Source organism: Pandoraea commovens, from assembly GCF_024704525.1.
Classification (GTDB): Bacteria; Pseudomonadota; Gammaproteobacteria; order Burkholderiales; family Burkholderiaceae; genus Pandoraea; species Pandoraea commovens.
In genome coordinates this window covers 2,536,172-2,561,107 of the sequence record NZ_CP102780.1, presented here as the reverse complement: position 1 = coordinate 2,561,107, position 24,936 = coordinate 2,536,172, and the positions used below count along the sequence as shown (strand labels likewise).

At 62.6% G+C, this 24,936-nt stretch carries 23 protein-coding genes; 12 read left to right on the top strand and 11 right to left on the bottom strand.

Translation table 11 applies throughout. The features are described 5' to 3' along the window. Positions 1 to 4: 4 nt before the first annotated feature. Positions 5 to 595, bottom strand: coding sequence for a DUF2306 domain-containing protein (locus NTU39_RS11935; protein WP_257959881.1), 591 nt, complete (start codon positions 593 to 595; stop codon positions 5 to 7). Between the two features lie 293 nt (positions 596 to 888). Then, the gene (gene clpB, locus NTU39_RS11930; RefSeq protein WP_257959880.1) at positions 889 to 3,516 is read right to left on the bottom strand and encodes an ATP-dependent chaperone ClpB; all 2,628 of its coding nucleotides are present in this window, start codon (positions 3,514 to 3,516) and stop codon (positions 889 to 891) included. Between the two features lie 305 nt (positions 3,517 to 3,821). Here clpB and NTU39_RS11925 point away from each other — a divergent pair, with 305 nt between their 5' ends. Continuing rightward, positions 3,822 to 4,349: a group III truncated hemoglobin gene (locus tag NTU39_RS11925; RefSeq protein ID WP_257959879.1), complete on the top strand. Its 528-nt coding sequence runs from the start codon at positions 3,822 to 3,824 to the stop codon at positions 4,347 to 4,349. An 86-nt stretch (positions 4,350 to 4,435) separates the two neighbouring features. On the opposite strand, the gene moaE is transcribed toward NTU39_RS11925, so the two are convergent. From moaE to NTU39_RS11895, 6 genes are read right to left on the bottom strand one after another with little or no spacing between them, the layout of a single operon-like run. Beyond that, positions 4,436 to 4,900 carry a molybdopterin synthase catalytic subunit MoaE gene (gene moaE / locus NTU39_RS11920; protein WP_150666368.1) on the bottom strand — a complete coding sequence of 155 codons (465 nt, stop codon included), beginning with the start codon at positions 4,898 to 4,900 and terminating at the stop codon, positions 4,436 to 4,438. 36 nt (positions 4,901 to 4,936) lie between these two features. Beyond that, positions 4,937 to 5,197, bottom strand: a complete 261-nt coding sequence (moaD, locus tag NTU39_RS11915; protein WP_039398793.1) for a molybdopterin converting factor subunit 1 — start codon at positions 5,195 to 5,197, stop codon at positions 4,937 to 4,939. A gap of 47 nt (positions 5,198 to 5,244) precedes the next feature. Beyond that, on the bottom strand, positions 5,245 to 6,456 hold the full coding sequence (locus NTU39_RS11910; protein WP_257959878.1) for a molybdopterin molybdotransferase MoeA: 1,212 nt from the start codon (positions 6,454 to 6,456) through the stop codon (positions 5,245 to 5,247). A gap of 59 nt (positions 6,457 to 6,515) precedes the next feature. Then, positions 6,516 to 7,982 carry a threonine synthase gene (gene thrC, locus NTU39_RS11905; RefSeq protein ID WP_257959877.1) on the bottom strand — a complete coding sequence of 489 codons (1,467 nt, stop codon included), beginning with the start codon at positions 7,980 to 7,982 and terminating at the stop codon, positions 6,516 to 6,518. A gap of 37 nt (positions 7,983 to 8,019) precedes the next feature. Next, on the bottom strand, positions 8,020 to 9,330 hold the full coding sequence (locus NTU39_RS11900; RefSeq protein ID WP_150666365.1) for a homoserine dehydrogenase: 1,311 nt from the start codon (positions 9,328 to 9,330) through the stop codon (positions 8,020 to 8,022). A 37-nt stretch (positions 9,331 to 9,367) separates the two neighbouring features. Next, positions 9,368 to 10,594 carry a pyridoxal phosphate-dependent aminotransferase gene (locus tag NTU39_RS11895; protein WP_174985086.1) on the bottom strand — a complete coding sequence of 409 codons (1,227 nt, stop codon included), beginning with the start codon at positions 10,592 to 10,594 and terminating at the stop codon, positions 9,368 to 9,370. Positions 10,595 to 10,953: 359 nt separating this feature from the next. On the opposite strand from NTU39_RS11895, the gene NTU39_RS11890 reads away from it, so the two are divergent. The 11 genes from NTU39_RS11890 to NTU39_RS11840 all read left to right on the top strand — a co-directional run bounded on the left by NTU39_RS11890 (position 10,954) and on the right by NTU39_RS11840 (position 22,598). Further along, the gene (locus NTU39_RS11890; RefSeq protein ID WP_257960076.1) at positions 10,954 to 11,343 is read left to right on the top strand and encodes an Mth938-like domain-containing protein; all 390 of its coding nucleotides are present in this window, start codon (positions 10,954 to 10,956) and stop codon (positions 11,341 to 11,343) included. Beyond that, positions 11,340 to 13,118, top strand: a complete 1,779-nt coding sequence (locus NTU39_RS11885) for a glycosyltransferase family 39 protein (RefSeq protein WP_373275378.1) — start codon at positions 11,340 to 11,342, stop codon at positions 13,116 to 13,118. The genes NTU39_RS11890 and NTU39_RS11885 overlap by 4 nt, the downstream gene beginning before the upstream one ends. A 67-nt stretch (positions 13,119 to 13,185) precedes the next feature. Further along, positions 13,186 to 13,557 carry an SMR family transporter gene (locus NTU39_RS11880; RefSeq protein ID WP_039398805.1) on the top strand — a complete coding sequence of 124 codons (372 nt, stop codon included), beginning with the start codon at positions 13,186 to 13,188 and terminating at the stop codon, positions 13,555 to 13,557. Between the two features lie 94 nt (positions 13,558 to 13,651). Further along, entirely contained in the window at positions 13,652 to 14,818 is a 1,167-nt protein-coding gene (locus tag NTU39_RS11875) for a DegT/DnrJ/EryC1/StrS family aminotransferase (RefSeq protein ID WP_150666364.1), read from the top strand. Next, positions 14,815 to 15,849 (top strand): glycosyltransferase, encoded by a 1,035-nt coding sequence (locus NTU39_RS11870; RefSeq protein WP_150659211.1) that lies wholly within the window; start codon positions 14,815 to 14,817, stop codon positions 15,847 to 15,849. Before NTU39_RS11875 ends, NTU39_RS11870 begins: the two co-directional genes overlap by 4 nt. Further along, positions 15,846 to 16,772, top strand: coding sequence for a formyltransferase (locus tag NTU39_RS11865; protein WP_257959876.1), 927 nt, complete (start codon positions 15,846 to 15,848; stop codon positions 16,770 to 16,772). Before NTU39_RS11870 ends, NTU39_RS11865 begins: the two co-directional genes overlap by 4 nt. A 7-nt stretch (positions 16,773 to 16,779) precedes the next feature. Further along, entirely contained in the window at positions 16,780 to 17,829 is a 1,050-nt protein-coding gene (locus NTU39_RS11860) for a bifunctional UDP-4-keto-pentose/UDP-xylose synthase (RefSeq protein WP_150666362.1), read from the top strand. A 200-nt stretch (positions 17,830 to 18,029) separates the two neighbouring features. After that, entirely contained in the window at positions 18,030 to 18,932 is a 903-nt protein-coding gene (locus tag NTU39_RS11855) for a polysaccharide deacetylase family protein (RefSeq protein ID WP_257959875.1), read from the top strand. Positions 18,933 to 18,995: 63 nt separating this feature from the next. Then, on the top strand, positions 18,996 to 19,457 hold the full coding sequence (locus NTU39_RS11850) for a peroxiredoxin (RefSeq protein WP_150666361.1): 462 nt from the start codon (positions 18,996 to 18,998) through the stop codon (positions 19,455 to 19,457). Positions 19,458 to 19,777: 320 nt separating this feature from the next. Further along, on the top strand, positions 19,778 to 21,523 hold the full coding sequence (locus NTU39_RS11845; RefSeq protein ID WP_150666360.1) for a PhoH family protein: 1,746 nt from the start codon (positions 19,778 to 19,780) through the stop codon (positions 21,521 to 21,523). A 268-nt stretch (positions 21,524 to 21,791) separates the two neighbouring features. Beyond that, positions 21,792 to 22,598 (top strand): C40 family peptidase, encoded by an 807-nt coding sequence (locus tag NTU39_RS11840; protein WP_257959874.1) that lies wholly within the window; start codon positions 21,792 to 21,794, stop codon positions 22,596 to 22,598. Here NTU39_RS11840 and NTU39_RS11835 read toward each other — a convergent pair whose 3' ends face one another. The 3 genes from NTU39_RS11835 to NTU39_RS11825 form a co-directional block, all read right to left on the bottom strand. Continuing rightward, entirely contained in the window at positions 22,599 to 22,862 is a 264-nt protein-coding gene (locus NTU39_RS11835; protein ID WP_257959873.1) for a cupin domain-containing protein, read from the bottom strand. 320 nt (positions 22,863 to 23,182) lie between these two features. Next, positions 23,183 to 24,193 (bottom strand): inorganic phosphate transporter, encoded by a 1,011-nt coding sequence (locus NTU39_RS11830; protein WP_039398821.1) that lies wholly within the window; start codon positions 24,191 to 24,193, stop codon positions 23,183 to 23,185. Between the two features lie 13 nt (positions 24,194 to 24,206). Then, positions 24,207 to 24,833 carry a DUF47 domain-containing protein gene (locus NTU39_RS11825; RefSeq protein WP_150666357.1) on the bottom strand — a complete coding sequence of 209 codons (627 nt, stop codon included), beginning with the start codon at positions 24,831 to 24,833 and terminating at the stop codon, positions 24,207 to 24,209. Positions 24,834 to 24,936: the final 103 nt, after the last annotated feature.

Sequence of the window (24,936 nt, the reverse complement as noted above, 5' to 3'; positions counted from 1 at the left end):
GACGTCATTGTTGTGCGCCTCCGGCTTCGCTCCAGCCCGATCCTGCGATCATGGCGAGCAGGCCCTGCCCGGACTTCGGCCGCTTGGGTGCTTTATCAGCTGTCTCGTCGTGCGCTCGGGCTGGTGCACCGTTTTGCACCTGGTGAATCCCGTCACTGTGCCCGTCAGCCAGCGTCTCTCTATGCGTCTGTTCTAGTGTCCCTAACGGCCGTGCATCATGTTGCCACATCTGCGCGAACGCGTTGCTGAGCGTGCGCCCGGGCACCGCCACAGCCGCGACGCCCGCGATGACCAGCCCGGTAAACAGCCCCATCATTTGCCGCCGATGCGCCATCACGTCGCCGCGCCGAATCGCCAGTACCGCAAGCGCCAGCCCGACCAGCACGTACGCCGAAAGCGCATGCAGCCACGAAAAGTTGCCGCGACCCAACTCCCGGATGCCGAAGCTCGTCGCGGCCGTCGCCGTCATCGCCGACACCCACAGGCGTCCCGCCCACCGGTGCCGGGGCGTGCCGCGTCGCATGAGCAGAATGCCCGTGGCTAACAAGACGGCGGCCGTCGCTACCGCCACGTGGATCGCTACTATCGTCGTCATGACGTCCTCACAGGGTTCGAATCATGACCTGACGATAAGCAAGCACCGCGCGCCTCGCAGCCCGCTTGCGACGAACGGTTTGCCGTCGACGCCAACCGCAGCCTCGCCGGCGCGAACGGTGGCGCGAATGGTGCGCGCATTGTCACGCCCCCCCACGACCACCTACGAGACGACGCGGCGGTCGCGCATTTTCGCCGACGATTGTGACAGGACGACGCATCGCCTCACACACAAAAAAATCCCCGCGCCTCTTTCGAAACGCGGGGATGATTCGGACCGTCAGCCGGTGAGGCTTACTCGGCGGCGGCCTCGGTCGCCTTGTTCACCTGCGCGGCGGTCTCGCCATCGAAGGTGAAGCGGCCATTGCGCCAGTCGACCGGGATCGTGTCCTTCGGGCCAAACGTGCCTGCGAGTACCAGCTTGGCGACCGGGTTCTCGATCTCTTGCTGGATCGCACGCTTGAGCGGTCGTGCCCCGAACACCGGGTCGAAGCCTTCGCGCGCCACATGCGTGAGCGCCGCCTTGGTGACTTCGAGATTCATATCGAGCTTCGCCAGACGCTGACGCAGGATCTCGATCTGAATCGTCGCAATCGACTCGATATGCTTCTGGTCGAGTCCGTGGAACACGACGACTTCGTCGATCCGGTTCAGGAACTCCGGACGGAAGTGATCCTTGATCTCCGTCCACACAGCGTCCTTGATCCGCTCCTGCGGCTCGCCCACCATCGACTGAATCATCGACGAACCGAGGTTCGACGTCATCACGATCACCGTGTTCTTGAAGTCCACGGTACGTCCCTGACCGTCGGTCATGCGGCCATCGTCCAGCACTTGCAGCAGCACGTTGAAGACGTCCGGGTGCGCCTTCTCGACTTCGTCGAGCAAAATCACGCTGTACGGCTTACGACGCACGGCTTCCGTCAGATAACCGCCTTCCTCGTACCCGACGTAGCCCGGAGGCGCCCCGATCAGACGCGCCACACTGTGCTTCTCCATGAACTCGCTCATGTCGATACGGATGAGGTGATCCTCCGAATCGAACAGGAACATCGCGAGCGCCTTGCACAGCTCGGTCTTGCCCACACCGGTCGGCCCGAGGAACAGGAACGAACCGTACGGACGGTTCGGATCCGCCAACCCCGCACGCGAACGACGGATGGCGTCGGCCACAGCCGTAATGGCCTCGTCCTGTCCGATCACGCGCTCGTGAAGCTTGTCTTCCATCTTGAGCAGCTTCTCGCGCTCGCCCTGCATCATCTTCGACACCGGAATGCCCGTGGCGCGCGAGACGACGTCCGCAATCTCTTCCGTGCCCACTTGCGTGCGCAACAGACGCGGCTGCGACTGCTGACCTGCCGCTTCGGCAGCGTCGGCGTCCTTCAACTGCGCTTCGAGCTGCGGCAGCTTGCCGTATTGCAACTCGGCCACCTTGTCGAGCTTGCCTTCGCGTTGCAGCTTGGCGATCTCGGCGCGCACGCGGTCGATCTCTTCCTTGACCTGCGCGCTGCCCTGCACCGCCGCCTTCTCGGCCGTCCACACTTCTTCGAGGTCGGCGTACTCACGCTCCAGGCGCGAAATCTCTTCCTCGATCAGTGCCAGGCGCTTTTGCGAGGCTTCGTCCGTTTCCTTCTTGATGGCTTCGCGCTCGATCTTCAACTGGATGAGACGACGGTCGAGCTTGTCCATCACTTCCGGCTTCGAGTCGATTTCCATCTTGATCTTCGACGCAGCTTCGTCGATCAGATCGATGGCCTTGTCCGGCAGGAAGCGATCGGTGATGTAGCGCTGGCTGAGTTCAGCCGCCGCAACAATGGCCGGGTCGGTGATCTCCACACCGTGGTGCAGCTCGTACTTCTCCTGCAAACCGCGCAGGATCGCGATCGTCGCTTCGACGCTCGGCTCTTCGACCAGCACCTTCTGGAAGCGACGCTCCAATGCGGCGTCCTTCTCGATGTACTTGCGATACTCGTCGAGCGTGGTGGCCCCGATGCAATGCAACTCGCCGCGCGCAAGCGCAGGCTTGAGCATGTTGCCCGCATCCATCGCACCTTCGGCCTTGCCTGCGCCGACCATCGTGTGAATTTCGTCGATGAACAGGATCGTGCGGCCTTCGTCCTTGGCAATGTCGTTGAGCACGCTCTTCAGGCGCTCTTCGAACTCGCCGCGGAACTTCGCTCCGGCCAGCAGTCCGGCCATGTCGAGCGCAAGCACGCGCTTGTTCTTGAGCGACTCCGGCACTTCGCCGTTGACGATACGTTGTGCGAGCCCTTCCACAATGGCCGTCTTACCCACCCCCGGCTCACCGATGAGCACAGGGTTGTTCTTGGTACGGCGTTGCAGGATCTGGATCGTGCGACGAATTTCGTCGTCGCGGCCGATCACCGGATCGAGCTTGCCGGACGCGGCGCGCTCGGTCAGATCGAGCGTGTATTTCTTGAGGGCTTCACGCTGGTTTTCAGCATCCTGACTGTCGACGGATGCACCACCGCGCACGCCTTCGATGGCAGCTTCCAGCGATTTACGGGTGAGGCCACGGCCGCGCGCGAGCTTGCCCGTGTCGCCCTTGTCGTCGGCGAGCGCGAGCAGGAACATCTCGCTGGCGATGTAGCTGTCGCCATGCTTCTGCGCTTCTTTGTCGGCCTGGTTGAGCAGGCCCGCAAGTTCGCGGCTGACCTGCACGTTGCCGTCGGTGCCCTGCACCTGCGGCAACTTCGCAATGGCCGTTTCGATGTCGTGCGCCAGCGGCTGAACCTGCACGCCTGCGCGCTGCAACAACGAGCGCGCAGCGCCCTCGGGTTGTGCGATCAGCGCGGCGAGAAGGTGCAGCGGTTCGATGTATTGCTGGTCGCGACCGACTGCCATGCTTTGGGCATCAGCCAGCGCTTCCAGGAACTGCGTGGTGAATTTGTCTTGTCGCATCTAGTGCTCCGGTAAGAAATCTCTCTGGATCGGATGTGCGGACAAGCCCCTGTGGTTTCAAGGGGCATTACAGCGCGACGTTTGACATTTCGCGCAACGCCGGACGAGACGCCGGCTTCAGGCTTGCCGGGCGGGGAAGACGACGGAATCGCCGCCCTGCGCCGGACGCGTCGTGCGTTGGGACAACCGCAGGACACGCCCGGGTTTGAAGCTCATAATAGCTACTTTCAGCACGCCGCACCATGCGTCATCCGGGCACCTGAACAGCCCGTATGACACCATTGTCGGCCCCTCCACCCGCCGAAATGTCCGCCGATTCCACGCTTCCGACGACCGTAAGATCTGCCGGCCAGCCCGCCATCGACCCACTGGAATGGCCGACGGCCCCGGCCGCCCGTATTGCCGATATCGACGAGGACGCCGTACGCCTGCTCGTCCACACGTTCTACGGACGCATTCGCGACGACGATCTGCTCGGCCCGGTATTCCGGCAGGCCCTCGAAGGCCGCTGGGACATGCATCTGGAAAAGATGGTCGCGTTCTGGTCGAGCATCGTGCTCGGTGCCAAACGTTACCGCGGCAATGTGACGCAGGCGCATCAGCCTTTCGGGCATCTCAGTGGCGAGCACTTCAGCCGCTGGCTTGCGCTCTTCTTCGATACGCTCGACAAGCTGTTCGAGCCGCAAGCGGCGTTCGCCTTCGCGGAACCGGCCATCCGCATCGCGGAGAGCCTTCAACTGAACCTGTTCGGATGGGAATACACGTTGCCGCCCGCGCAGCGCGCCTTGCTCGACAGCATCAAGCAACGACGGCCGACTCGGCAGCACGATTGATACGATCGACGAAAATCAGAGCATTTCGGCGACGTTATTTGACGTACGCGAGGAAATTGGAGGCTTGACGGCCTCCGAAGGTGAAATCAGGACTTCTCGCCGCTCGTCCAGCGCTCGCGGGCGGCCGTGTCGGTCTCGCGAGCGTCGACCCAGCGCTCGCCTTGCGGCGTGGATTCCTTCTTCCAGAACGGCGCTTCGGTCTTCAGATAGTCCATGATGAACTCGCAGGCGGCAAAGGCGTCGCCCCGGTGCGCCGACGTGACCGCCACCAGCACGATCTGATCGCCGGGCCCAAGGTCGCCGTAGCGGTGAATCACCAGCGCGTCGAACAAGCGCCAGCGCTCGCGCGCCTGCACGACAATCGCCTCCAGCGCCTTCTCCGTCATGCCCGGGTAGTGTTCGAGCGTCATGCGCGAGACGTCCTTCCCATCATTCAGATCGCGCACCGTTCCGACGAAGGTCGCCACCGCACCGACGCGCAGATCGTCGGCACGCAAGCGCCGGACTTCCTCCGACAGGTCGAAATCCTCGGTCTGCACTCGAATCGGCATGGAATGACGTCTCCTTAGCTATGTAGCGCGCGTGGCTCAGCCGCCCGTCACCGGCGGGAAGAACGCGACTTCGCAGCCTTCCGTCAGGCGGGTGGATGCGGGCACCATCGTATGATTCAGCGCCATGCGCAGCGAGCGCTGCGGGCCGAGCGTCTCGGCCCAGACCGGGCCGCGCGCACACAGCCATTCCCGCACGTCTCCCACCGTGGCAATCCCGGCAGGCAGCGCGTCCACGCGCTCCTCGGCGACGTTGAGCGCCTCACGGACACTGGCGAAAAAGCGAAGATCGATCTGCATAGTCTGTCCGATGCATGGCACGGGGCGCCGTGCCATGCATCTGTCTCTCAATATAGAAGGTCCGAGAACGGCAGGAACGCCACCGTCTGCCCAGCTTCGATGCGGTGTTCCGGCGGGTTGTCGATGAGGCCGTCGCCCCATACGGTCGAGGTGAGGACTGCCGAGCTTTGGTTCGGGAAGGCGTCGAGACCGCCCTGATCGTTCAGGCGTGCCCGCACGAATTCGTTGCGGCGATCCGCCTTCTTCTGTGTGAAATCGGCGCGCATCGCGATGCGGCGCGGCGTCACGTCCGTCACTCCTTGCAAACGCAGAATGAACGGCCGCACAAATAGCAGGAACGTCACAAAACTCGACACCGGATTCCCCGGCAGGCCGATGAAGTGCGCCGTGCCGCCGCCCATGCGGTTGACCTCGCCGTACGCCAGCGGTTTACCCGGTTTGAGCGCGATCTGCCACAGGTTCAGGCGCCCCTCGGCTTCCACCGCTGGCTTCACGTGATCCTCCTCGCCCACCGACACACCGCCGGACGTGATGATCAGATCGTTGCCGCGAGCGGCATCGCGCAGAATCGCGCGCGTGGCCGCCAGGTTGTCGGGCACGATGCCGTAATCGGTCATCTCGCAGCCCAGATTCTCCAGCAGGCTGCGCAGCACGAAGCGGTTGGAGTTATAGATGCTGCCCGCACGCAACGGCTCACCGGGCATCGTCAGCTCGTCGCCCGTGAAAAACACAGCGACGCGCAAACGCCTTGCCACCTGAAGCTTCGCGATGCCGACGGACGCCGCCAGTCCCAGCGATTGCGCGCGCAGCCGGGTACCGGCCGCCAGCACCACGCTGTCGCGACGAATGTCCGCACCCTGACGGTTCACGAACTCGCCTGCTTCCGGGGTGTGACGAATCACGACTGCCCCGTCCTCACGCGTTTCGCACTGCTCCTGCATCACAACGGCGTCGGCCCCCGGGGGCACCGGCGCCCCCGTGAAGATGCGCGCCGCGGTGCCGCTGGCGAGCGGCTCGGGCGCGTGCCCGGCGGGAATACGCTGGGAGACGGGCAACACCGTGGCGTCGCCCGTCAGATCGGCAGCGCGAACGGCGTATCCGTCCATCGCGCTCGTGTCCATCGGCGGGACGTCGAGCGTGGCGACGACGTCGGCCGCCAGCACCCGGCCGTTGGCCGCGAGCGTGTCGACCGTCTCATGCTCGTTGAGCGGGCGCGCCGCCGCCAGCACGGCGTCGAGGGCTTCTTGTGTACTCAGCATGCGAATGGCCCGGGAGTCAGTCAATAAACGCAAAAGCGCGCAGAAGGCGAAGCACCGTCCTACAGGCCTGTGTGCTCGGCAATGTAGGCCTTCACGCGTTCCACGTCGTTCGGCACGGTCTCGAAGCGCTGCGGCAGCGATTCCAGCTGCTCGAAGGCCGCCGGACGCGGCGGCTCGCGATGCAACGCCTCGCGAATCGTTTCGGCGAACTTCGCCGGTTGCGCGGTTTCCAGCACGACCATCGGCACGCCGGGTTCGAGCGCTTCGCGCGCGACCTTCACGCCGTCGGCGGTGTGCGTATCGATGACCACGTCGTAACGCTTGGCCACGTCCTGAATCGTCGCCAGACGATCCGCGTGCGTGCTGCGACCCGACACGAAACCGAACTTTGCGACGCGCGCGAACGCCTCGCTGCCCGACAGATCGAAGCCGCCTTCGCGCTCGACCTTCTTGAGCAGATCGGCCGTTGCCGTGGCATCTCGGCCCAGCAGATCGAACAGGAAACGCTCGAAGTTCGAAGCCTTCGAGATGTCCATGCTCGGGCTGCTCGTGTGGAACGTCTCGACCGACTTGCGCACGCGGTAACGGCCGGTGCGGAAGAACTCGTCGAGCACGTCGTTTTCGTTGGTCGCCACGACCAGCTTGCGGATCGGCAGACCCATCATGCGCGCGATGTGACCGGCGCAGACGTTGCCGAAGTTACCCGACGGCACCGTGAACGACACTTCGCCATCCTGGCCGGACTTGCCGCCCGTGGCCGCGAAATAGCCCTTGAAGTAGTACACGACCTGCGCCACGACGCGCGCCCAGTTGATCGAATTGACCGTGCCGATCTTGTAGCGCGCCTTGTAGGCGTGATCGTTCGAGACGGCTTTGACGATGTCCTGCGCGTCGTCGAACACCCCTTCGACTGCGAGATTGAAGATGTTCGGGTCTTGCAGGCTGTACATCTGCGCCGTCTGGAACGCGCTCATCTTGCCCGCCGGCGAGAGCATGAAGACGCGAATGCCTTCCTTGCCGCGCATGGCGTATTCTGCCGCGCTGCCGGTATCGCCGGAGGTCGCGCCGAGAATGTTGAGCGCGTCGCCGTGCTGCGCCAGCGCGTATTCGAACAGGTTGCCAAGCAGTTGCATGGCCATGTCCTTGAACGCCAGCGTCGGGCCGTTCGAGAGCGCGAGCAGCGACAACTGCGTGTCACCCTCAACGCCCAACGGCAGCAACGGCGTGATGTCCGCGGCGTCTTCGCCTGAACGCACGTTGCGATACACCTCGGCGGTGTACGTACGCTTCGTCAGATCGGCCAGGATCTCGGCCGGAATGTCGCCCGCGAACTTGGCCAGCACCTTGGCGGCCAGTTCGGCGTACGACAGCTGACGCCAGGCGCGCAGCTCGTCGGCCGTCACCTGCGGGTACTCCGTCGGCAGATAAAGACCGCCGTCCGGAGCAAGGCCGCCGAGCAGAATGCTGGAGAACGACTGCGGTTCGCCAGAGGTGAGGCCCGCGCCGCGCGTGGAGATGTATTTCATTGGGATCGTGTCCTGTCGTATCGGTTACCTGTGCCGCTCAGCTCAGCGCTTCCATACGGATGCGCGTGACCTTGGAGAGCACCGTGTCCATCGCCTCGATCTTCGCGATGGCCGAGTTGATGTGCTTCTCCAGCGTCTGGTGCGTCAGGATGATGATGTCGGTCTGGTGCTCGCCTTCGCGCGATTCCTTTTGCAGCAGCGCGTCGATGGAGATGTCCAGGTCCGCCAGAATGCGCGTGAGCTCCGCCATCACACCGGCACGGTCCACCACGCGCAGACGCAGGTAGTAGCTCGTCGTGACTTCGTCGATCGGCAGCACCGGCGTGTCGGACAGCGAGTCGTGCTGGAACGCCAGATGCGGTACGCGATGCTCCGGGTCGGCCGTCTGCAGACGGGTCACGTCGACGATGTCGGCCACCACGGCCGACGCCGTCGGCTCAGCGCCTGCGCCCTTGCCGTAGTAGAGCGTGGCGCCTACGGCGTCGCCCTGCACCAGCACGGCGTTCATCGCGCCTTCCACATTGGCGATGAGGCGCTTGGACGGGATCAGCGTCGGGTGCACGCGCAGTTCGATGCCGTTTTCCGCGCGACGCGTAATGCCCAGTAGCTTGATACGGTAGCCGAGTTCCTCGGCGTACTTGATGTCGAGCGCCGACAGCTTGGTGATGCCTTCGACGTAGGCACGGTCGAACTGCACCGGCACGCCGAACGCAATGGCGCTCATCAGCGTGAGCTTGTGGGCGGCGTCGACGCCTTCGATGTCGAACGTCGGATCGGCTTCTGCGTAGCCCAGACGCTGTGCGTCGGCGAGCGCCACGTCGAAGTCGATGCCCTTGTCGCGCATCTCCGAGAGAATGAAGTTCGTGGTGCCGTTGATGATCCCGGCGATCCACTGAATGCGGTTGGCCGTCAGGCCTTCGCGCAGCGCCTTGATGATCGGAATCCCACCGGCGACAGCCGCTTCGAACGCCACCATCACGTTGGCTTTGCGGGCGGCGGCGAAGATCTCGTTACCGTACACGGCCAGCAACGCCTTGTTGGCGGTGACCACGTGCTTGCCGTTCTCGATCGCCTTGAGGACCAGTTCCTTCGTAAGATCGTAGCCGCCGATGGTTTCGACCACGACGTCGATGGCCGGATCGTTCACGACCTCGAACGGATCGCCCGTGACGACCGCCGCGTGGCCCACAAGCCCCTTGGCCCGTTCGACATTTCGCACCGCGACCTTCGTAATCTCGATACCCCGGCCGGCGCGACGTTGGATTTCTTCCTGGTTGCGAGCCAGTACCTGGAAGGCACCATAGCCTACGGTGCCCAGGCCCAGCAGGCCCAATTTGATCGGTTTCATGCAGTTTTACTCAAAAGTCGGAATCGGTTGGCGCGCATCACTTGCCGTGGCGACGGCGATAACCGTCCAGGAAGCGGGCAATGCGACTGATGGCGTCTTCCAGGTCGCCCTCGTGAGGCAGGAACACTACGCGGAAATGGTCGGGGTGCATCCAGTTGAAGCCGCTGCCCTGCACCAGCAGGACCTTTTCTTCGAGCAGCAACTGGAGAATGAAGTCCTGATCGTTGGCGATGGGGTACACCGCCGGATCCAGACGCGGGAACAAATACAGCGCCGCCTTCGGTTTCACGCAGGTCACACCGGGGATGTCGGTGAGCATGCGGTAGGCGATCTCGCGCTGCTCGTACAGGCGTCCGCCCGGCACGATCAGGTCCTTGATGCTTTGATAGCCGCCCAGTGCCGTCTGAATGGCGTACTGACCGGGCACGTTCGGGCACAGACGCATCGAAGCGAGAATGTTCAACCCTTCGATATAGTCGCGCGCCGGACGCTTGTCGCCCGACACGACCATCCAGCCTGCGCGGTAGCCGCACGCGCGATAGCTCTTGGACAAGCCGTTGAAGGTGATCGTGAGCACGTCTTCGGAAAGCGAGGCGATAGACGTGTGCTCTTCGCCGTCATAGATGATCTTGTCGTAGATCTCGTCGGCGTAAATGATCAGCTTGTGTTCGCGGGCGAGCGAGACGATCTCCTTGAGGAGTTCGTCCGAATACAGTGCGCCGGTCGGATTGTTCGGGTTGATGATGACAATCGCGCGCGTGTTGGGCGTGATCTTCTTGCGGATGTCCGCGAGATCCGGCTGCCAGTCGGCCTGCTCGTCGCAGATGTAGTGCACCGGGGTGCCGCCCGAGAGGCTGACGGCGGCCGTCCACAGCGGATAGTCAGGCGCGGGCACGAGCACTTCGTCGCCGTCGTTGAGCAGCGCCTGCATGGCCATCACGATCAGTTCGGACGCCCCGTTGCCGAGGTAGATATCGTCGAGCTGAACGTCTTTGATGCGCTTTTGCTGGCAGTAGTGCATGATCGCCTTGCGCGCCGCGAACACCCCCCGCGAGTCCGAATATCCGGCCGAGTTCGGCAGATTGCGGATCATGTCCTGAACGATCTCGTCGGGCGGTTCGAAGCCGAACGGCGCCAGATTGCCGATGTTCAGCTTGATGATGCGATGACCTTCGTCTTCCATGCGCTTGGCATGTTCGAGCACGGGCCCACGAATGTCGTAGCAGACATTCTGCAATTTCTGCGATTTGAGGATCGGTTTCACGGCGGTTGTGGTCTTGACGGGCGGCGCAGGGATCCGGACGGGCCGGCAGCAGGCGGGAACGCACGGCGAACCCGCGGGAAATATCGAGCGCGTACGATCAATCGGTCGATCGGTGCGTCGGCGTGCGATAAATGCGCGCGCAAAACGCACATGACACCGCATTTTTCCCGGATTCGGCGTAACAAATGCCGCACTGCAACGGTTTTGCCGTGCTGCGTACGGCAAAAAGCTATAATTTAGCCAATTATGACAGACTTCGGCAATGCATCATTGACGGTTTGCGGCACGCAGGGCAAGATGCCCGCCCGTTACACGATCTGCCGATCGCTCAGCCACCACTGGGTAGGGAATCTCCGAAAGTGAAACTGCATCAAGATCCGTCACAAGCGGCATTGAACACGGTCACCGGCTACGGCCCCGGCTATGTCGAAGTCAACAAGGTTCGTTACGACCACAGCGTGATCATCGCCCCCGAGGGCGAAGTGACGCCGTGGGCAGTGTCGCGCTTCGATGCGCTCGACGCGTCCCACTTCGACAAGCTGCGCGCGCGCGAACCGGAAGTCGTTATCTTCGGCAGCGGCGAGCGCCTTCACTTCGCCCACCCGCGTCTGACCACGGCCCTGACGAGCCAGCGGGTCGGCGTCGATTCCATGGACACGCAGGCTGCATGCCGCACGTACAACATTCTGATGACCGAGGGGCGTCGCGTCGTCCTCGCGGTGCTCATCGAAACCGAGGCGACTGAGTGAGCCGCCGCCCGCTCGCTCCCGGCCTGATGGCCGCAGACACGATCACGCCGCCTCCTCCGCCTCCTGTGCCCACGCTTTCCGCCTCCGGCACACCGTCCGCCGCCTACCCGCTGTCCCCGGCCGCCTTCTGGCTGCTGCTCCTGGCGTTTGCGCTTGTCTGGTTCGGCGTGCTCGACTATCGTCACCTGATTGCCAGCGACGAAGGCCGCTACGCCGAGATGGCGCGCGAAATGTGGACGACCGGCGACTGGATTACGCCGCGCTACAACGGCTACAAGTACTTCGAGAAGCCGCCGCTGCAAACCTGGATGAACGCGCTTACCTTCGCCGCCTTCGGGCTGGGCGAGTGGCAGGCCCGTCTCTGGACGGCACTGACCGGTTTTGCGGGCGTGCTGATGGTCGGCTTCACGGGTCGGCGCGTATTCAACGCCCGCGTGGGCCTGTTCGCCGCCGCTGCACTGGCCGCAGCCCCCCTGTGGTCGCTGCTCGGGCACTTCAACGTGCTCGACATGGGCCTGTCGTTCTTCATGGGGTTGTCCTTGTGTGCGCTGCTGCTCGCGCAACGCCCCGGACTCGAACGCTCCGCCGTACGCGGCTGGATGTGGCTGTGCTGGGCCGCCATGGCGCTGGCCGTACTGAGTAAAGGCCTCGTCGGCATTGTGCTGCCGGGGGCCGTTCTCGTCCTGTATACGCTCGTCACGCGCGACTGGGCCTTGTGGCGACGTCTTTATCTGGGCAGCGGCCTGATCGTCTTCTTTGCCGTTGCCGCACCGTGGTTCGTGCTCGTGCAGATGCGCAACCCCGAGTTCTTCGACTTCTTCTTCATCAACGAACACTTCCGCCGCTTCGCAATGGAGGGCCACAACCGCGACGGCGCGCCGTGGTATTTCGTGCCGGTCTTCATCGTCGGCTTCCTGCCGTGGCTGTCGATTCTGCCCGGCACCGTGCGCGCTACGCTACGCATGCCGCGCCAGCCCAACGGATTCGCCCCGACGGCCCTGCTGTGGGTGTGGTCGGTGTTCATCTTCGTGTTCTTCAGTGCGTCGCACTCGAAGCTGATTTCGTATTTGCTGCCGATCGCCCCGGCCATGGCGCTCCTGTTCGGGCTGTATCTGGCGCAATTGCGCCGCGATACGGTGCGCGTTCACATGGCGGGCTATGCCGTCTTTCTGATTGCCGCGCTCGTGATGGTTGCCATCTTTGCCGGACGCGCCGGCAGCGTGCGCAACCCCAACGAGCTGTACAAGGCCTTCCAGGTCTGGTTGTACTTCGCCGTGGGCGCCGGTCTCGTCGGCACGCTGGTTGCGTGGCGTCTCGCGCGCCACAGCGCCCGTCGCGCCTTGCTGGCGTTCTCCGCAGGCATGCTGCTGCTCGTGACCATCGGGGGGATGGGGCATGAAGTCTTCGGACGCCAGAGCACCGGCGTACTGCTCGTGCCCGCCGTCAAAGCCGAGATGCAGCGCCTCGGGCCGAACGTGCCGTTCTATTCGGTGAATGTGCTCGATCACACCATGCCTTACTACCTCGGGCACACGATGATCATGGTGCAACACCCGGACGAACTGGAATTCGGCGTGAAGCAGGAGCCACAGAAATGGGTGCCGACGCTCGACGACTTCTATGCACGCTGGCGCGCCGATCCGAAGGCGCTCGCGCTGGTCGATCCGGACACGTTCGCCAAGCTCGAAGCGGCGCATTTGCCGATGCGTATCGTCGCGCGCGACGCCCGCCGTGTCGTAATCTCGAAACCGCAGCCCGAAGACAACGTAAAATAGCGCGCTTGGGGTTTCCCGAGACTATTTGCGGTATCCATAATTATTCACAAACGTTCACAAACGTTCCATGAATCTCGCGACGTTTTCCCTTATTCTCACCGGCGTGCTGCTCAACGCGTGCGCCCAGCTGTTGCTCAAAGCGGGCGCCAATGCCATCGGCGCCCTGGAATTCACGCGCGCCAACATTGTGCCCATCGGTATCAAACTTGCCACGCAGGTACCGATCATGGGCGGGCTCGTCTGCTATGCCATCAGCGTGGTCGTCTGGATTCTGGCGCTCTCACGCGTCGAAGTCTCGATTGCCTACCCGATGCTCTCGCTGGGCTATGTCGTGAACGCGTTCGCCGCGTGGTATCTGTTCGGCGAAACGCTGTCGATGCAGCGCGTGGTGGCCATCGGCATCATTCTTGTGGGTGTTTATATTCTGGCGCGCAGCTAAGTCTGGCGTCCGAGGAAATCGCCGTACGCGCATCCCACAGGGCCTGCGCGTTTTCCATGCACATTCGAGCTATTTTGAGGCTTAGTCATACATCATGAGCGACTCGGCAACCTCCCAACCGAATCAACCGTTCATCCCGTTCACGCGGCCGAGCATCGACGAAGCAACGATCGCCGGCGTGACCGAAGTGCTGCGCTCGGGGTGGATCACCTCGGGGCCGCAAGTACAGGCCTTTGAAAAGGCGCTTTCCGAATATTTCGGTGGACGTCCGGTGCGCGTCTTCAATTCGGGCACGGCCACACTCGAAATCGGCCTGCGCATCGCCGGCGTGCAAAGCGGCGACGAAGTCATCACCACGCCGCTGTCGTGGGTCGCCACGTCCAACGTCATTCTCGAAGTGGGCGCCACGCCGGTCTTCGTCGACGTCGACCCCGCCACGCGCAATATCGACCTCGACCTGCTTGAGAAGGCGATCACGCCCAAGACCCGCGCGATCATCCCCGTCTACCTCGCTGGCCTGCCGGTCGACATGGACCGCCTGTACGACATCGCACGCCGCCACAAGCTGCGCGTGGTCGAAGACGCCGCTCAGGCCATGGGCGCGAGCTGGAACGGCAAACGCATCGGCTCGATTGGCGATCTCGTCTCGTTCAGCTTCCACCCGAACAAGAACCTCACCTCCATCGAAGGCGGTGCGCTGGTGTTCAACACCGACGACGAAGCGCGTCTTGCCGAGAAGTACCGTCTGCAGGGCGTGACCCGTTTCGGTCTCGACGGCATGGATGTCGACGTGCTGGGTGGCAAGTACAACCTGACGGATGTGGCCGCGCGTGTAGGCCTCGGCCAGATGCCGCATCTGGCAGCATTCAACAATCGCCGCACCGAACTGGCACGCCAGTATTTCGACAAGCTCGCGGGCGGTGCCGCCGTTGCGCTGGGTGTGGGCCTGCCGCGCGCCGATTTCACGAATTCGAACTGGCATATGTTCCAGATCGAACTGCCGCTGGCGCAGCTCACGATTGACCGTGCGGGCTTCATGGAACAGTTGAAGGCGCGCGGCATCGGCAGCGGTGTGCACTACCCCGCCATCCACCTGTTTACAATGTATCGTGCACTGGGTTTCAAGGAAGGCCAGTTCCCGCATACGGAACGTCTGGGCCGCGCCATCCTGACGCTCCCGCTATACCCCGCCATGACGGATGCCGACGTTGCGCGCGTCTGCGAAGCCGTAAACGCTATTTGCGCTGATTACAAAAAATGAATCGACCACAACTCTCCGTCGTCATCCCGGTATACAACGAAGAGGCTGGCCTCGCCGCCCTCTTCGCACGGCTTTACCCGGCGCTCGATAAGCTGGGTGTGACCTACGAAGTGGTGTTCGTCAACGATGGCAGCCGCGACCGTTCGGCGGCCATGCTTGCCGAACAATATCGCGCGCGCCCGGACGTGACGCGCGTGGTGCTGTTCAACGGCAACTACGGTCAGCACATGGCCATTCTGGCGGGCTTCGAGCACACACGCGGCGAATGGGTCGTTACGCTCGACGCCGACCTGCAGAACCCGCCGGAAGAAATCGGCAAGCTCGTGGCGCAACTCGCCGCAGGACACGACTACGTGGGCACGGTGCGTATGAACCGTCAGGACACGTGGTTCCGCCGTAACGCCTCGCGCGCCATGAACCGTCTGCGCGAGCGCATCACGCGCATTCGCATGACCGATCAGGGCTGCATGCTGCGCGGCTACAGCCGCCACATCGTCGATACGGTCAATCAGTGCCGCGAGATCAACACCTTCATTCCGGCGCTGGCTTATACGTTTGCCCAAAACCCGACGGAAGTGGACGTCGCCCACGAAGAGCGCTTTGCCGGAGAGTCGAAGTACTCGCTCTATGCGCTTATTCGCCTGAACTTCGATCTGGTCACCGGCTTCTCGGTCGTACCGCTGCAATGGCTCTCGGGCGTGGGTATCACGCTGTCGGCCGCCTCAGGCGTACTGTTTGTCGTGCTGATGGCACGACGTTTCCTGTTCGGCTCGGAAGTTCAGGGCGTGTTCACCCTGTTCGCCGTGACGTTCTGCCTGTTGGGCGTGATCCTGTTCGGCATGGGCCTGCTCGGCGAGTACATCGGTCGTATTTATCAACAGGTTCGCCAGCGTCCCCGCTATCTGGTGCAAGCAGTGTTGCAGGCCCACGAATCGCATGACGCTCACCCCGTTGCTCATGGCGACAAATCGGGCTCGCAGAGCGCCACCCTGAGCACCGGCGCTACCGAGCTGGGGTCGCACACGTCATGAGCAATACGTCTGTAACGTCGGCAACCAAAGCGGTTGTCTTCGCGTATCACAACGTCGGCGTTCGCTGCCTGCAAGTGCTGCTCGCGCGCGGCGTCGACGTCGCGCTCGTCGTCACGCACCAGGACAACCCGAACGAGAACATCTGGTTCGGCAGTGTCGCGGGCGTCGCCGCCGAGCACGGTATCCCGGTCGTCACCCCTGACGATCCGACCGATCCCGCGCTCGCCGAGCGTATCCGCGCCATCGCGCCGGACTTTATTTTTTCGTTCTACTACCGCCACATGATCCCGGTGGCCGTGCTGGATATCGCCCCGCGCGGCGCGTTCAACATGCATGGCTCACTGCTGCCCAAGTATCGCGGGCGCGTGCCCGTCAATTGGGCGGTTTTGCGAGGCGAAACGGAAACGGGTGCCACGCTGCATGAAATGGCGCTGAAGCCGGACGCCGGGGCGATCATCGACCAGACGTCGGTGCCGATCCTGCCGGACGACACGGCGGGCGAAGTGTTCGAGAAGGTCACGGTTGCGGCCGAGCAGACGCTCTGGCGCTGCCTGCCCGGCCTGATCGCCGGGACCGCCCCTCGCCTGACCAACGATCTCGCCGCTGGCAGCTACTTCGGAGGGCGCAAGCCCGAAGACGGCCGAATCGACTGGACGCAGTCGGCGCAGAGCGTCTACAACCTGATCCGAGCCGTCGCACCGCCCTATCCGGGGGCCTTTACCGACGTTGGCGAGCGCCGTTTCGTGGTCAATCGCGCCCGTCTGTCCCGCTCGCCCGCCCCGGCCGGTTTGCCCTGCGGACTGCAAGTAGTGGATAATGCGCTCCTCGGCATTTGCGGCGACGGAAATGCCATCGTCATTCATGAACTAACGCTGGACGGCAAGCCTCTCGCGCCGACACAGTTTTCCCAGCTCAATCACTGACCGTAATATGAAAAAAGTCCTGATTCTCGGTGTCAACGGGTTCATCGGCCACCATCTGTCGAAGCGCATCCTGGAGACGACCGACTGGGAAGTTTATGGCATGGACATGCTCACCGATCGCCTCGGCGATCTGGTCAACCACGAGCGCATGCACTTCTTCGAAGGCGACATCACGATCAACAAGGAATGGGTCGAGTACCACATTCGCAAGTGTGACGTGATACTCCCGCTGGTCGCCATCGCAACGCCGGCCACCTACGTGAAGGCCCCGCTGCGCGTGTTCGAACTCGACTTCGAAGCGAACCTGCCGATCGTCCGCTCGGCCGTGAAGTACGGCAAGCATCTGGTGTTCCCGTCGACCTCCGAGGTCTACGGCATGTGCACCGACGGCGAATTCGATCCGGAAAACTCGCCGCTGATCTACGGCCCAATCAACAAGCCGCGCTGGATCTACGCTTGCTCGAAGCAGCTCATGGATCGTGTGATCTGGGGCTACGGCATGCAGGAAGGCCTGAACTTCTCGCTGTTCCGTCCGTTCAACTGGATCGGTGCCGGCCTCGACTCGATCTATACGCCGAAGGAAGGTTCGTCGCGCGTGGTCACGCAGTTCCTCGGCCACATCGCCCGTGGTGAGAACATCAGCCTGGTCGACGGCGGCAACCAGAAGCGCGCCTTTACCGACATCGACGACGGTATCGACGCCCTGGTGCGCATCATCGACAACAAGGACAAGGTTGCGAGCGGCAAGATCTACAACATCGGCAATCCGACGAACAACTTCTCGGTGCGCGAACTCGCCAACATGATGCTCAAGCTGGCAAGCGAGTATCCGGAATACGCCGAGACGGCCAAGAAGGTTCAGCTCATCGAAACGACGTCGGGTGCTTACTACGGCAACGGCTATCAGGACGTGCAGAACCGCGTGCCGAAGATCGAGAACACGATGCAGGAACTCGACTGGAAGCCGACGACGTCGATGGAAGATGCCCTGCGCAAGATTTTCGAAGCGTATCGCGGTCACGTCGCCGAAGCTCGTCGTCTGGTCGAGGGCGAATAACGCCAGTGCCTTGCGCCAGTCTGCCGCCGCGACGCGCTCGCGACCTGGCGGCATGACCGGAACACCGCACGACACGCCCGGTGCGCCCTCGGCGCATCGGGCGTTTTTGACTCAGCAGTTTGACTGTGTAATTTGATTCGACATTCGAGACATCGCGCCCCTCGGCGGCGATGGCTTGGATGTACTACTCAAGGGCGGCTATGGCCAAGATTGTCCTGAAGATCGATGTCGACACGCTGCGCGGCACCCGCGAAGGCGTGCCCAATCTGCTCGCCGCGCTGGCCGAACACGAGGCGATGGCGACGTTCCTGTTCAGCCTCGGCCCCGATCACACGGGCTGGGCGCTCAAGCGTGTCTTCCGCCCCGGCTTTCTGAAGAAAGTCTCGCGCACGTCGGTGGTCGAGCATTACGGCTTCAAGACGCTCATGTACGGCACGCTGCTGCCCGGCCCGGATATCGGCAAGCGTGCGGCGGACGTCATGCGTACCGTGCAAAGCGCTGGCCACGAGACGGGCATCCACACCTGGGATCACACGTACTGGCAGGACAACGTGCGCACGCGCGACGCGGCATGGACGCAGCACCAGATGGCGCAAGCGCACGCACGATTCGCGCAGATCTTCGGTGCACCCCCGCTCACGCACGGCGCAGCCGGCTGGCAAATGAACAACCACGCGTTCCGTCAGATCGATGCCTGGGGCATGAAGTATTCGTCGGACGGGCGCGGTCACGCCCCGCACTACCCGATCGTCGACGGCGTGCGTCTGAACCACGTCCAGATGCCCACCACCCTGCCGACGGTAGACGAGTTGCTGGGCGTCGACGGCCGCGACATCAACGGTGTGGCCGAGCATCTGCTTGCCCTGACCCGCGATCCGGCGCAAGATCACGTGTTCACGCTTCACGCGGAACTCGAAGGTCAGAAGCTGGCACCGCTGTTCCGTCAGTTGCTTGCCGGTTGGCGTCGACAGGGCCACGATCTGGTCACGATGGGCGACTATTACGCAACGCTGGATCTTGCCGCACTGCCCGCACATCCGGTCGTGTGGGGCGAGATTCCGGGCCGCTCCGGCGATCTGATTCTGGAAGGCCAGGCCGCCTGAGCCATCCCCCATATTCGAACGACTTTCCGAACCGGCCCTGCGAGGCCACCCAAGGAGACCATAGTGACGGTAGCCATCGACACTCCCGTGCCCGATTTCACCGCACCGGCCACCGGCGGCGATTTTTCGCTCAAGGCCCATCGAGGCCAGAAGGTGGTGATCTACTTTTACCCGAAGGACAACACGCCCGGCTGCACGACGGAAGGCATGAACTTCCGCGACAACTACGACCAGTTTCAGGCCGCCGGGGCACAGATCGTCGGCGTGTCTCGCGACAGCCTGCGTTCGCACGAGAACTTCAAGAACAAGCTCGAACTGCCCTTCCCGCTGATCTCCGATGGCGATGAAGCGGTCTGCAAATTGTTCGGTGTCATCAAGCTGAAAAAACTGTATGGCAAAGAACATCTTGGGATCGAACGCAGCACGTTTCTGATCGACGAGAAAGGGGTTCTGCGCAAGGAATGGCGTGGTGTGCGTGTGCCCGATCACGTGGCGGACGTGCTGGCCGCCGTGCAGGCGATCTGAACCGGCAAGCGTGCATGACACTCGCATGAAGCGGGTCGTCGGGCACGCTTGCGAGCGCTATTCGGGCCGGTGTTGCGCAGGGGCCGATAGCGACCGCCAGTGAGGGCATTCGACGCTATACAAGCACGGCAAGAGACGTTATAGTCGGCCGTAATGATCAAGCGCATTGAACGAGACTATTGCAGGCGTCGCCACGGCGGCGCCTTCAGCCAAGCCGCCTCTCCGGTGCGTCCGGGCAGGCGGCTTTTTTGTTGCCGGGACGTGATGTATTGCCGTTTGTCCCGGCCGAGTAGTGTTGTGTTTTCTTGAACGGGAAATCTATGCCATTGCCATCGGCGCCGACCAAACCGGGCTCGCTGCTTGCCCCGGAACAATTCCCCACTCGCCTCAAACCTTCGCGCACGGAGGCCAAGAAACCGATCCCCTCGTCTGAACAACAAGCACTGGGCGAAACGTCTGGTGCTGCGGGAGCCGCCAGCGCGACTGAGTTGAAGGTCGTCCCCAAAACCGCTCCGGCGACGCAGACTGCACCACAGCCGTCGCCCGCTGCACGTTCGCCCCAGTCGCCGCCTTCGGCAGACTCCAGCGGCGCCAGCCCGTCCCTCAAGGCCGTGAAGTCGACGGCGACGGGCCAGGGTTCGAAACGTACACGCGGTAAAGATCAGGAACCGGCGAAACTTTTCGTGCTCGACACCAACGTGCTCATGCACGATCCGAGCAGCCTGTTCCGCTTCGAAGAGCACGACGTCTATCTCCCGATGATGACGTTGGAAGAGCTCGACAATCACAAGAAGGGCATGTCGGAAGTGGCGCGCAATGCGCGTCAGGTGAGCCGCACGCTCGACGGGCTGGTCGCGGAAAGCGGCACGAAGTCGATGGCCGAAGGCATTCCACTCTCGCGACTCGGCAACAAGGATGCCACCGGGCGTCTGTACTTCCAGACCGATCTGCCCGACGTTCCGCCGCTCGAAGGTCTGCCGCAAGGCAAGGCCGACAACCAGATTCTCGGTGTCGTGCGCGCGCTGCAGGACAAGTTCCGCGATCGTCAGGTCGTGCTGGTGTCGAAGGACATCAACATGCGTGTCAAAGCGCATGCACTCGGCCTGCCCGCAGAAGATTACTTCAACGACAAGGTGCTCGAGGACAGCGATCTGCTCTACTCGGGGGTGATGGCTTTGCCGCCGGACTTCTGGACGAAGCACGGCAAGGGCATGGAAAGCTGGCAGGACAATCGAACAGGCACCACGTTCTATCGCATCACCGGGCCGCTTTGCGCGAATTTCCTCATCAACCAGTTCGTCTATCTGGAGACGAACAACGGTGAGGCACCCTTCTACGCGCAAGTGCGGGAGATCAACGGCAAGACGGCGTTGCTGCAAACGCTGCGTGACTATGGCCATCACAAGAACAATGTGTGGGGCATCACGGCACGCAACCGCGAGCAGAACTTCGCCCTGAACCTGCTGATGAATCCGGAAGTGGACTTCATCACCTTGCTGGGTCAGGCAGGCACCGGCAAGACGCTGCTGGCACTCGCCGCCGGTCTGGCGCAGACGCTCGACGAGAAGCGTTACAACGAGATCATCATCACGCGCGCGACCGTGCCCGTCGGTGAAGATATCGGCTTCCTGCCGGGCACTGAGGAAGAGAAGATGCAGCCTTGGATGGGTGCATTCGACGACAACCTCGAAGTGCTGCAAAAGACCGACGACTCCGCTGGCGAATGGGGCCGTGCGGCCACGCAGGAACTGATTCGCTCGCGACTCAAGGTCAAGAGCATGAACTTCATGCGCGGTCGTACGTTCGTGAACAAGTTCGTCATCATCGACGAGGCGCAGAACCTGACGCCGAAGCAGATGAAGACGCTCGTCACGCGCGCAGGTCCCGGCACCAAGCTGATCTGTCTGGGCAACATCGCACAGATCGACACGCCGTACCTGACCGAAGGCAGCTCGGGCCTCACGTATGTGGTGGATCGCTTCAAGGGCTGGGGTCACAGCGGACACGTCACGCTCGCGCGCGGCGAACGTTCGCGGCTGGCGGACTACGCGGCGGAAATTCTCTGACGTCGGTCCATGCCATCGAGCGCTTCGACGCTCAACACGACGGCGCCTTAGGGCGCCGTTTTTTATGGTCGGGACACCGCGTGCGACACCTCATAAGGCATCGGCCCAAGATGGCAAAATCGTCCGACAAGCGGCGAATTTGTGACGTCGATGCCACAGAACGCCCGGATTTGGGCACTTTTGCGATGCATTCGTGCGCTAAGCGTCGTAAACTCAGCGCATGCGAATCCAGCGCCCTCTGAGCATGTCTCGATCTCCGACTCGTCCGATGGCCCGATGCACGACGCAGCTCGCAACGTCCCCCCAGATTTCATGGGTACCGTGGCGCTCGGCTGGGGTACTGGCGCTCACGCTGCTCGTCGCCGCGTGCTCCTCGGGTCCGACGGTCCGGCAAGGCGGCAACGCGAACTTCGGGAATCGCACGGTCGGCCCCGAGCGCAGCGCAGGTCAGGAGGAGATCACGCTCGAAGCGATGAGCCTCGTTGGCATTCCTTACCGCTACGGCGGCAACACCCCCGACTCCGGATTCGATTGCAGCGGCCTCGTGCGCTATGTGGTGGCGCGCGCAGCTGGCGTCAATCTGCCGCGCACGACCGCCGACATGAGCGGCATCGGCACCGTGCTCGAACGCGACGACCTCGCCTCGGGTGATCTCATCTTCTTCAACACGACGGGACGCGCCCACTCGCATGTGGGCATCTACGTGGGACAGGGGAAATTCGTACACGCGCCGAATTCGGGCGGCACGGTGCGGCTGGAGAGCATCTTCATCCCGTACTGGGCGAAGCGTATCGACGGTGTACGACGCGTCGCAGCCAACAAGGCACCGGCGGGCAATACGACCTACGTCAATCGCTCGGCACCCGATACGGTTGCGGCAGCGCCAGCAGCGATCCCGGCACCGACGATCACGACGGCACCGGTCAGCCCGCCACCGAACCGCCCGCTGACGGCAGCGACACCCTCACCCCTCGGCATACCTCAGACTGCATCGCCGAGCAGCACGGCCAATCTCACGGCATCGCCTTCGCAGGACGACGACCCGATCGCCCGCTTCGCTAATAGCTCGATGTAATCACTTCCGCCCGACGAGATACTGCACGCCTGCCGGACCATAGCGTTCGGCATGCGGCTCTCCGGCGGCCAGATGGAAGACGTCGCCCTTGCCATATCGACGCTCGACGTCGCCCACCCGAATCACGATCTCGCCGGACAGAATCAGCGCCTTCGCTTCGAACGGATGCGTATGCGTGTCGAGCCCGCCCGCTTCTCTCGTTACCGTGACGAACGCCGTGAAGCCTTCATTGGCGAGTTCTCGCTCGAACGCATCGCGTTGCATACACGCTCCGTTCTGGTGGCTGCGATGCGCCAGGGATCAGCGCAGATGGGCGAGCAGCGTTGCTGCACCACCGATATTGATGGCCGCGCCCATCAGCATGCTCAACGGACGGTGGCGCAGAGATTGAATCAATGTCGTCATAGTAGCCTCCGGTGTGATTGAATAAAACGCTATGACAAAATAGTAATCAATCACAATAATCTATTGAAATTGATTCTCCCGATGGCGTCGATTGGCGCCTTCAATCCCCCGGCCCAGCACTTAGCGCAGACGCAAAAAAAGCGGCCGAAGCCGCTTTTTCTATTCGGCAGCCCAATCCGTCAGAGGATCTGCTTGCCGACCCACCAGGCGATAGCGGCGATAAATGCCGATGCCGGGATCGTCAGCACCCAGGCCCAGACGATGTTGCCTGCCACGCCCCAGCGCACTGCCGACAGCTTGCGGGTCGCGCCCACGCCGACGATAGCACCCGTGATGGTGTGCGTCGTCGAGACCGGCACGCCGAGCCACGATGCGAAGAAGAGCGTGAACGCGCCGCCCGTCTCGGCACAGAAACCACCGACCGGCTTGAGTTTCGTGATCTTCTGACCCATCGTGCGCACGATCCGCCAGCCACCGAACATGGTGCCCAGACCGATCGCCAGATAGCAGCCGATGATCACCCACAGCGGCGGCTCGGCAGCTTCCTGCGGCCACATGCCCGCAGCGATCAGCAGCATCCAGATGATGCCGATGGTCTTCTGTGCATCGTTACCGCCGTGCCCGAGGCTGTACATACCGGCAGACACCAGTTGTAGACGACGGAACCAGCGGTCCACGCGTGCAGGTGGCGTGCGGAAGAACAGCCACGACACGAGCAGCATGAAGAACGAACCGAGCACGAAACCGAGCAGCGGCGAGACGAAAATGAATGCCACGGTTTGCAGCAGGCCGCTCGCTACGAGCGAGCCCGTGCCGGCCTTGGCCACCGCCGCGCCGACCAGACCACCGATCAGGGCGTGCGACGAACTCGACGGAATACCGTAGTACCAGGTGATGATGTTCCAGGCGATAGCGCCCACGAGCGCGCCAAAGATCACATAGTGATCGACGATCTCGGGGTGTACCGTGCCCTTGCCCACCGTCGCTGCGACTTTCAGGTGAAAGACGAACAGCGCGATGACGTTGAACATGGCGGCGAAAGCCACCGCCTGATGCGGTTTGAGCACGCCCGTCGAGACCACCGTAGCGATCGAGTTCGCGGCGTCGTGAAAACCGTTCATGAAGTCGAACAGGAGCGCCAGTGCGATCAATAGTCCGACCAGCCAAAGGCTGATGTGCAGCGTTGCCATCGAAAGTCTCCGCTCAGGCGTTTTCCAGCACAATGCCTTCGATGATGTTGGCAACGTCCTCGCATTTGTCGGTCACCGACTCGAGCAATTCGGACACAGCCTTCTGCTTGATCAGCTCTTTCACGTCAGCCTCTTCACGGAAGAGCTTCGACAGCGATGCGCGCAGCAGGCGGTCGGCTTCCGATTCGAGACCGTCGATCTCCTCGCAGAACTTCAAAATTTCGCGGGCGCGATCCATGTCGTTGAGCAGTGCAACGGTGCTTTGCACACGCTCGCAGCACTTCACGCAGATTTCGCCCAGCATGCGGGCCTCGGACGGCACGCTCTTGATGTCGTACATCCACACGGCCGTCGCCACGTCTTCCATCAGATCCAGGATGTCGTCCATCGTGCTGATCAGCTTATGGATCTCGTCGCGGTCGAAAGGCGTGATGAACGTCTTGTGCATCAAGTCGATGGTTTCGTGCGTGATGCGATCCGCTTTCTTCTCGTTGTTCTGCACGGCAACGGTACGTGCCTCGGCGTTTGGCAGGTCGTTGAGCATGGCGGACAGCTCACGGCTGCCTGCGACCATGCACGCCGCGTGCTGGTTGAACAGGTCAAAGAACTTGCCCTCGGTGGGCATGAAGCGACCGAACATTATGAGGAAACTCCGGGTATTAATAGGGGACGGGTCGACACAAAAACGTCACATTCTACCTCGTCGGAGGCATGCGATGCCGCATGCGCATCCGAACAGATGG

Coding starts and splice junctions, on each gene's coding strand:
- NTU39_RS11825 (WP_150666357.1), bottom strand. CDS start 24,833: ATGTTCGGTCGCTTCATGCCCACCGAGGGCAAGTTCTTTGACCTGTTC.
- NTU39_RS11880 (WP_039398805.1), top strand. CDS start 13,186: ATGAATCTCGCGACGTTTTCCCTTATTCTCACCGGCGTGCTGCTCAAC.
- NTU39_RS11855 (WP_257959875.1), top strand. CDS start 18,030: ATGGCCAAGATTGTCCTGAAGATCGATGTCGACACGCTGCGCGGCACC.
- thrC (WP_257959877.1), bottom strand. CDS start 7,982: ATGAAATACATCTCCACGCGCGGCGCGGGCCTCACCTCTGGCGAACCG.
- moaD (WP_039398793.1), bottom strand. CDS start 5,197: ATGCAGATCGATCTTCGCTTTTTCGCCAGTGTCCGTGAGGCGCTCAAC.
- NTU39_RS11925 (WP_257959879.1), top strand. CDS start 3,822: ATGTCCGCCGATTCCACGCTTCCGACGACCGTAAGATCTGCCGGCCAG.
- NTU39_RS11935 (WP_257959881.1), bottom strand. CDS start 595: ATGACGACGATAGTAGCGATCCACGTGGCGGTAGCGACGGCCGCCGTC.
- NTU39_RS11840 (WP_257959874.1), top strand. CDS start 21,792: ATGGCCCGATGCACGACGCAGCTCGCAACGTCCCCCCAGATTTCATGG.
- NTU39_RS11875 (WP_150666364.1), top strand. CDS start 13,652: ATGAGCGACTCGGCAACCTCCCAACCGAATCAACCGTTCATCCCGTTC.
- NTU39_RS11845 (WP_150666360.1), top strand. CDS start 19,778: ATGCCATTGCCATCGGCGCCGACCAAACCGGGCTCGCTGCTTGCCCCG.
- NTU39_RS11835 (WP_257959873.1), bottom strand. CDS start 22,862: ATGCAACGCGATGCGTTCGAGCGAGAACTCGCCAATGAAGGCTTCACG.
- NTU39_RS11830 (WP_039398821.1), bottom strand. CDS start 24,193: ATGGCAACGCTGCACATCAGCCTTTGGCTGGTCGGACTATTGATCGCA.
- NTU39_RS11865 (WP_257959876.1), top strand. CDS start 15,846: ATGAGCAATACGTCTGTAACGTCGGCAACCAAAGCGGTTGTCTTCGCG.
- moaE (WP_150666368.1), bottom strand. CDS start 4,900: ATGCCGATTCGAGTGCAGACCGAGGATTTCGACCTGTCGGAGGAAGTC.
- NTU39_RS11900 (WP_150666365.1), bottom strand. CDS start 9,330: ATGAAACCGATCAAATTGGGCCTGCTGGGCCTGGGCACCGTAGGCTAT.
- clpB (WP_257959880.1), bottom strand. CDS start 3,516: ATGCGACAAGACAAATTCACCACGCAGTTCCTGGAAGCGCTGGCTGAT.
- NTU39_RS11870 (WP_150659211.1), top strand. CDS start 14,815: ATGAATCGACCACAACTCTCCGTCGTCATCCCGGTATACAACGAAGAG.
- NTU39_RS11910 (WP_257959878.1), bottom strand. CDS start 6,456: ATGCTGAGTACACAAGAAGCCCTCGACGCCGTGCTGGCGGCGGCGCGC.
- NTU39_RS11860 (WP_150666362.1), top strand. CDS start 16,780: ATGAAAAAAGTCCTGATTCTCGGTGTCAACGGGTTCATCGGCCACCAT.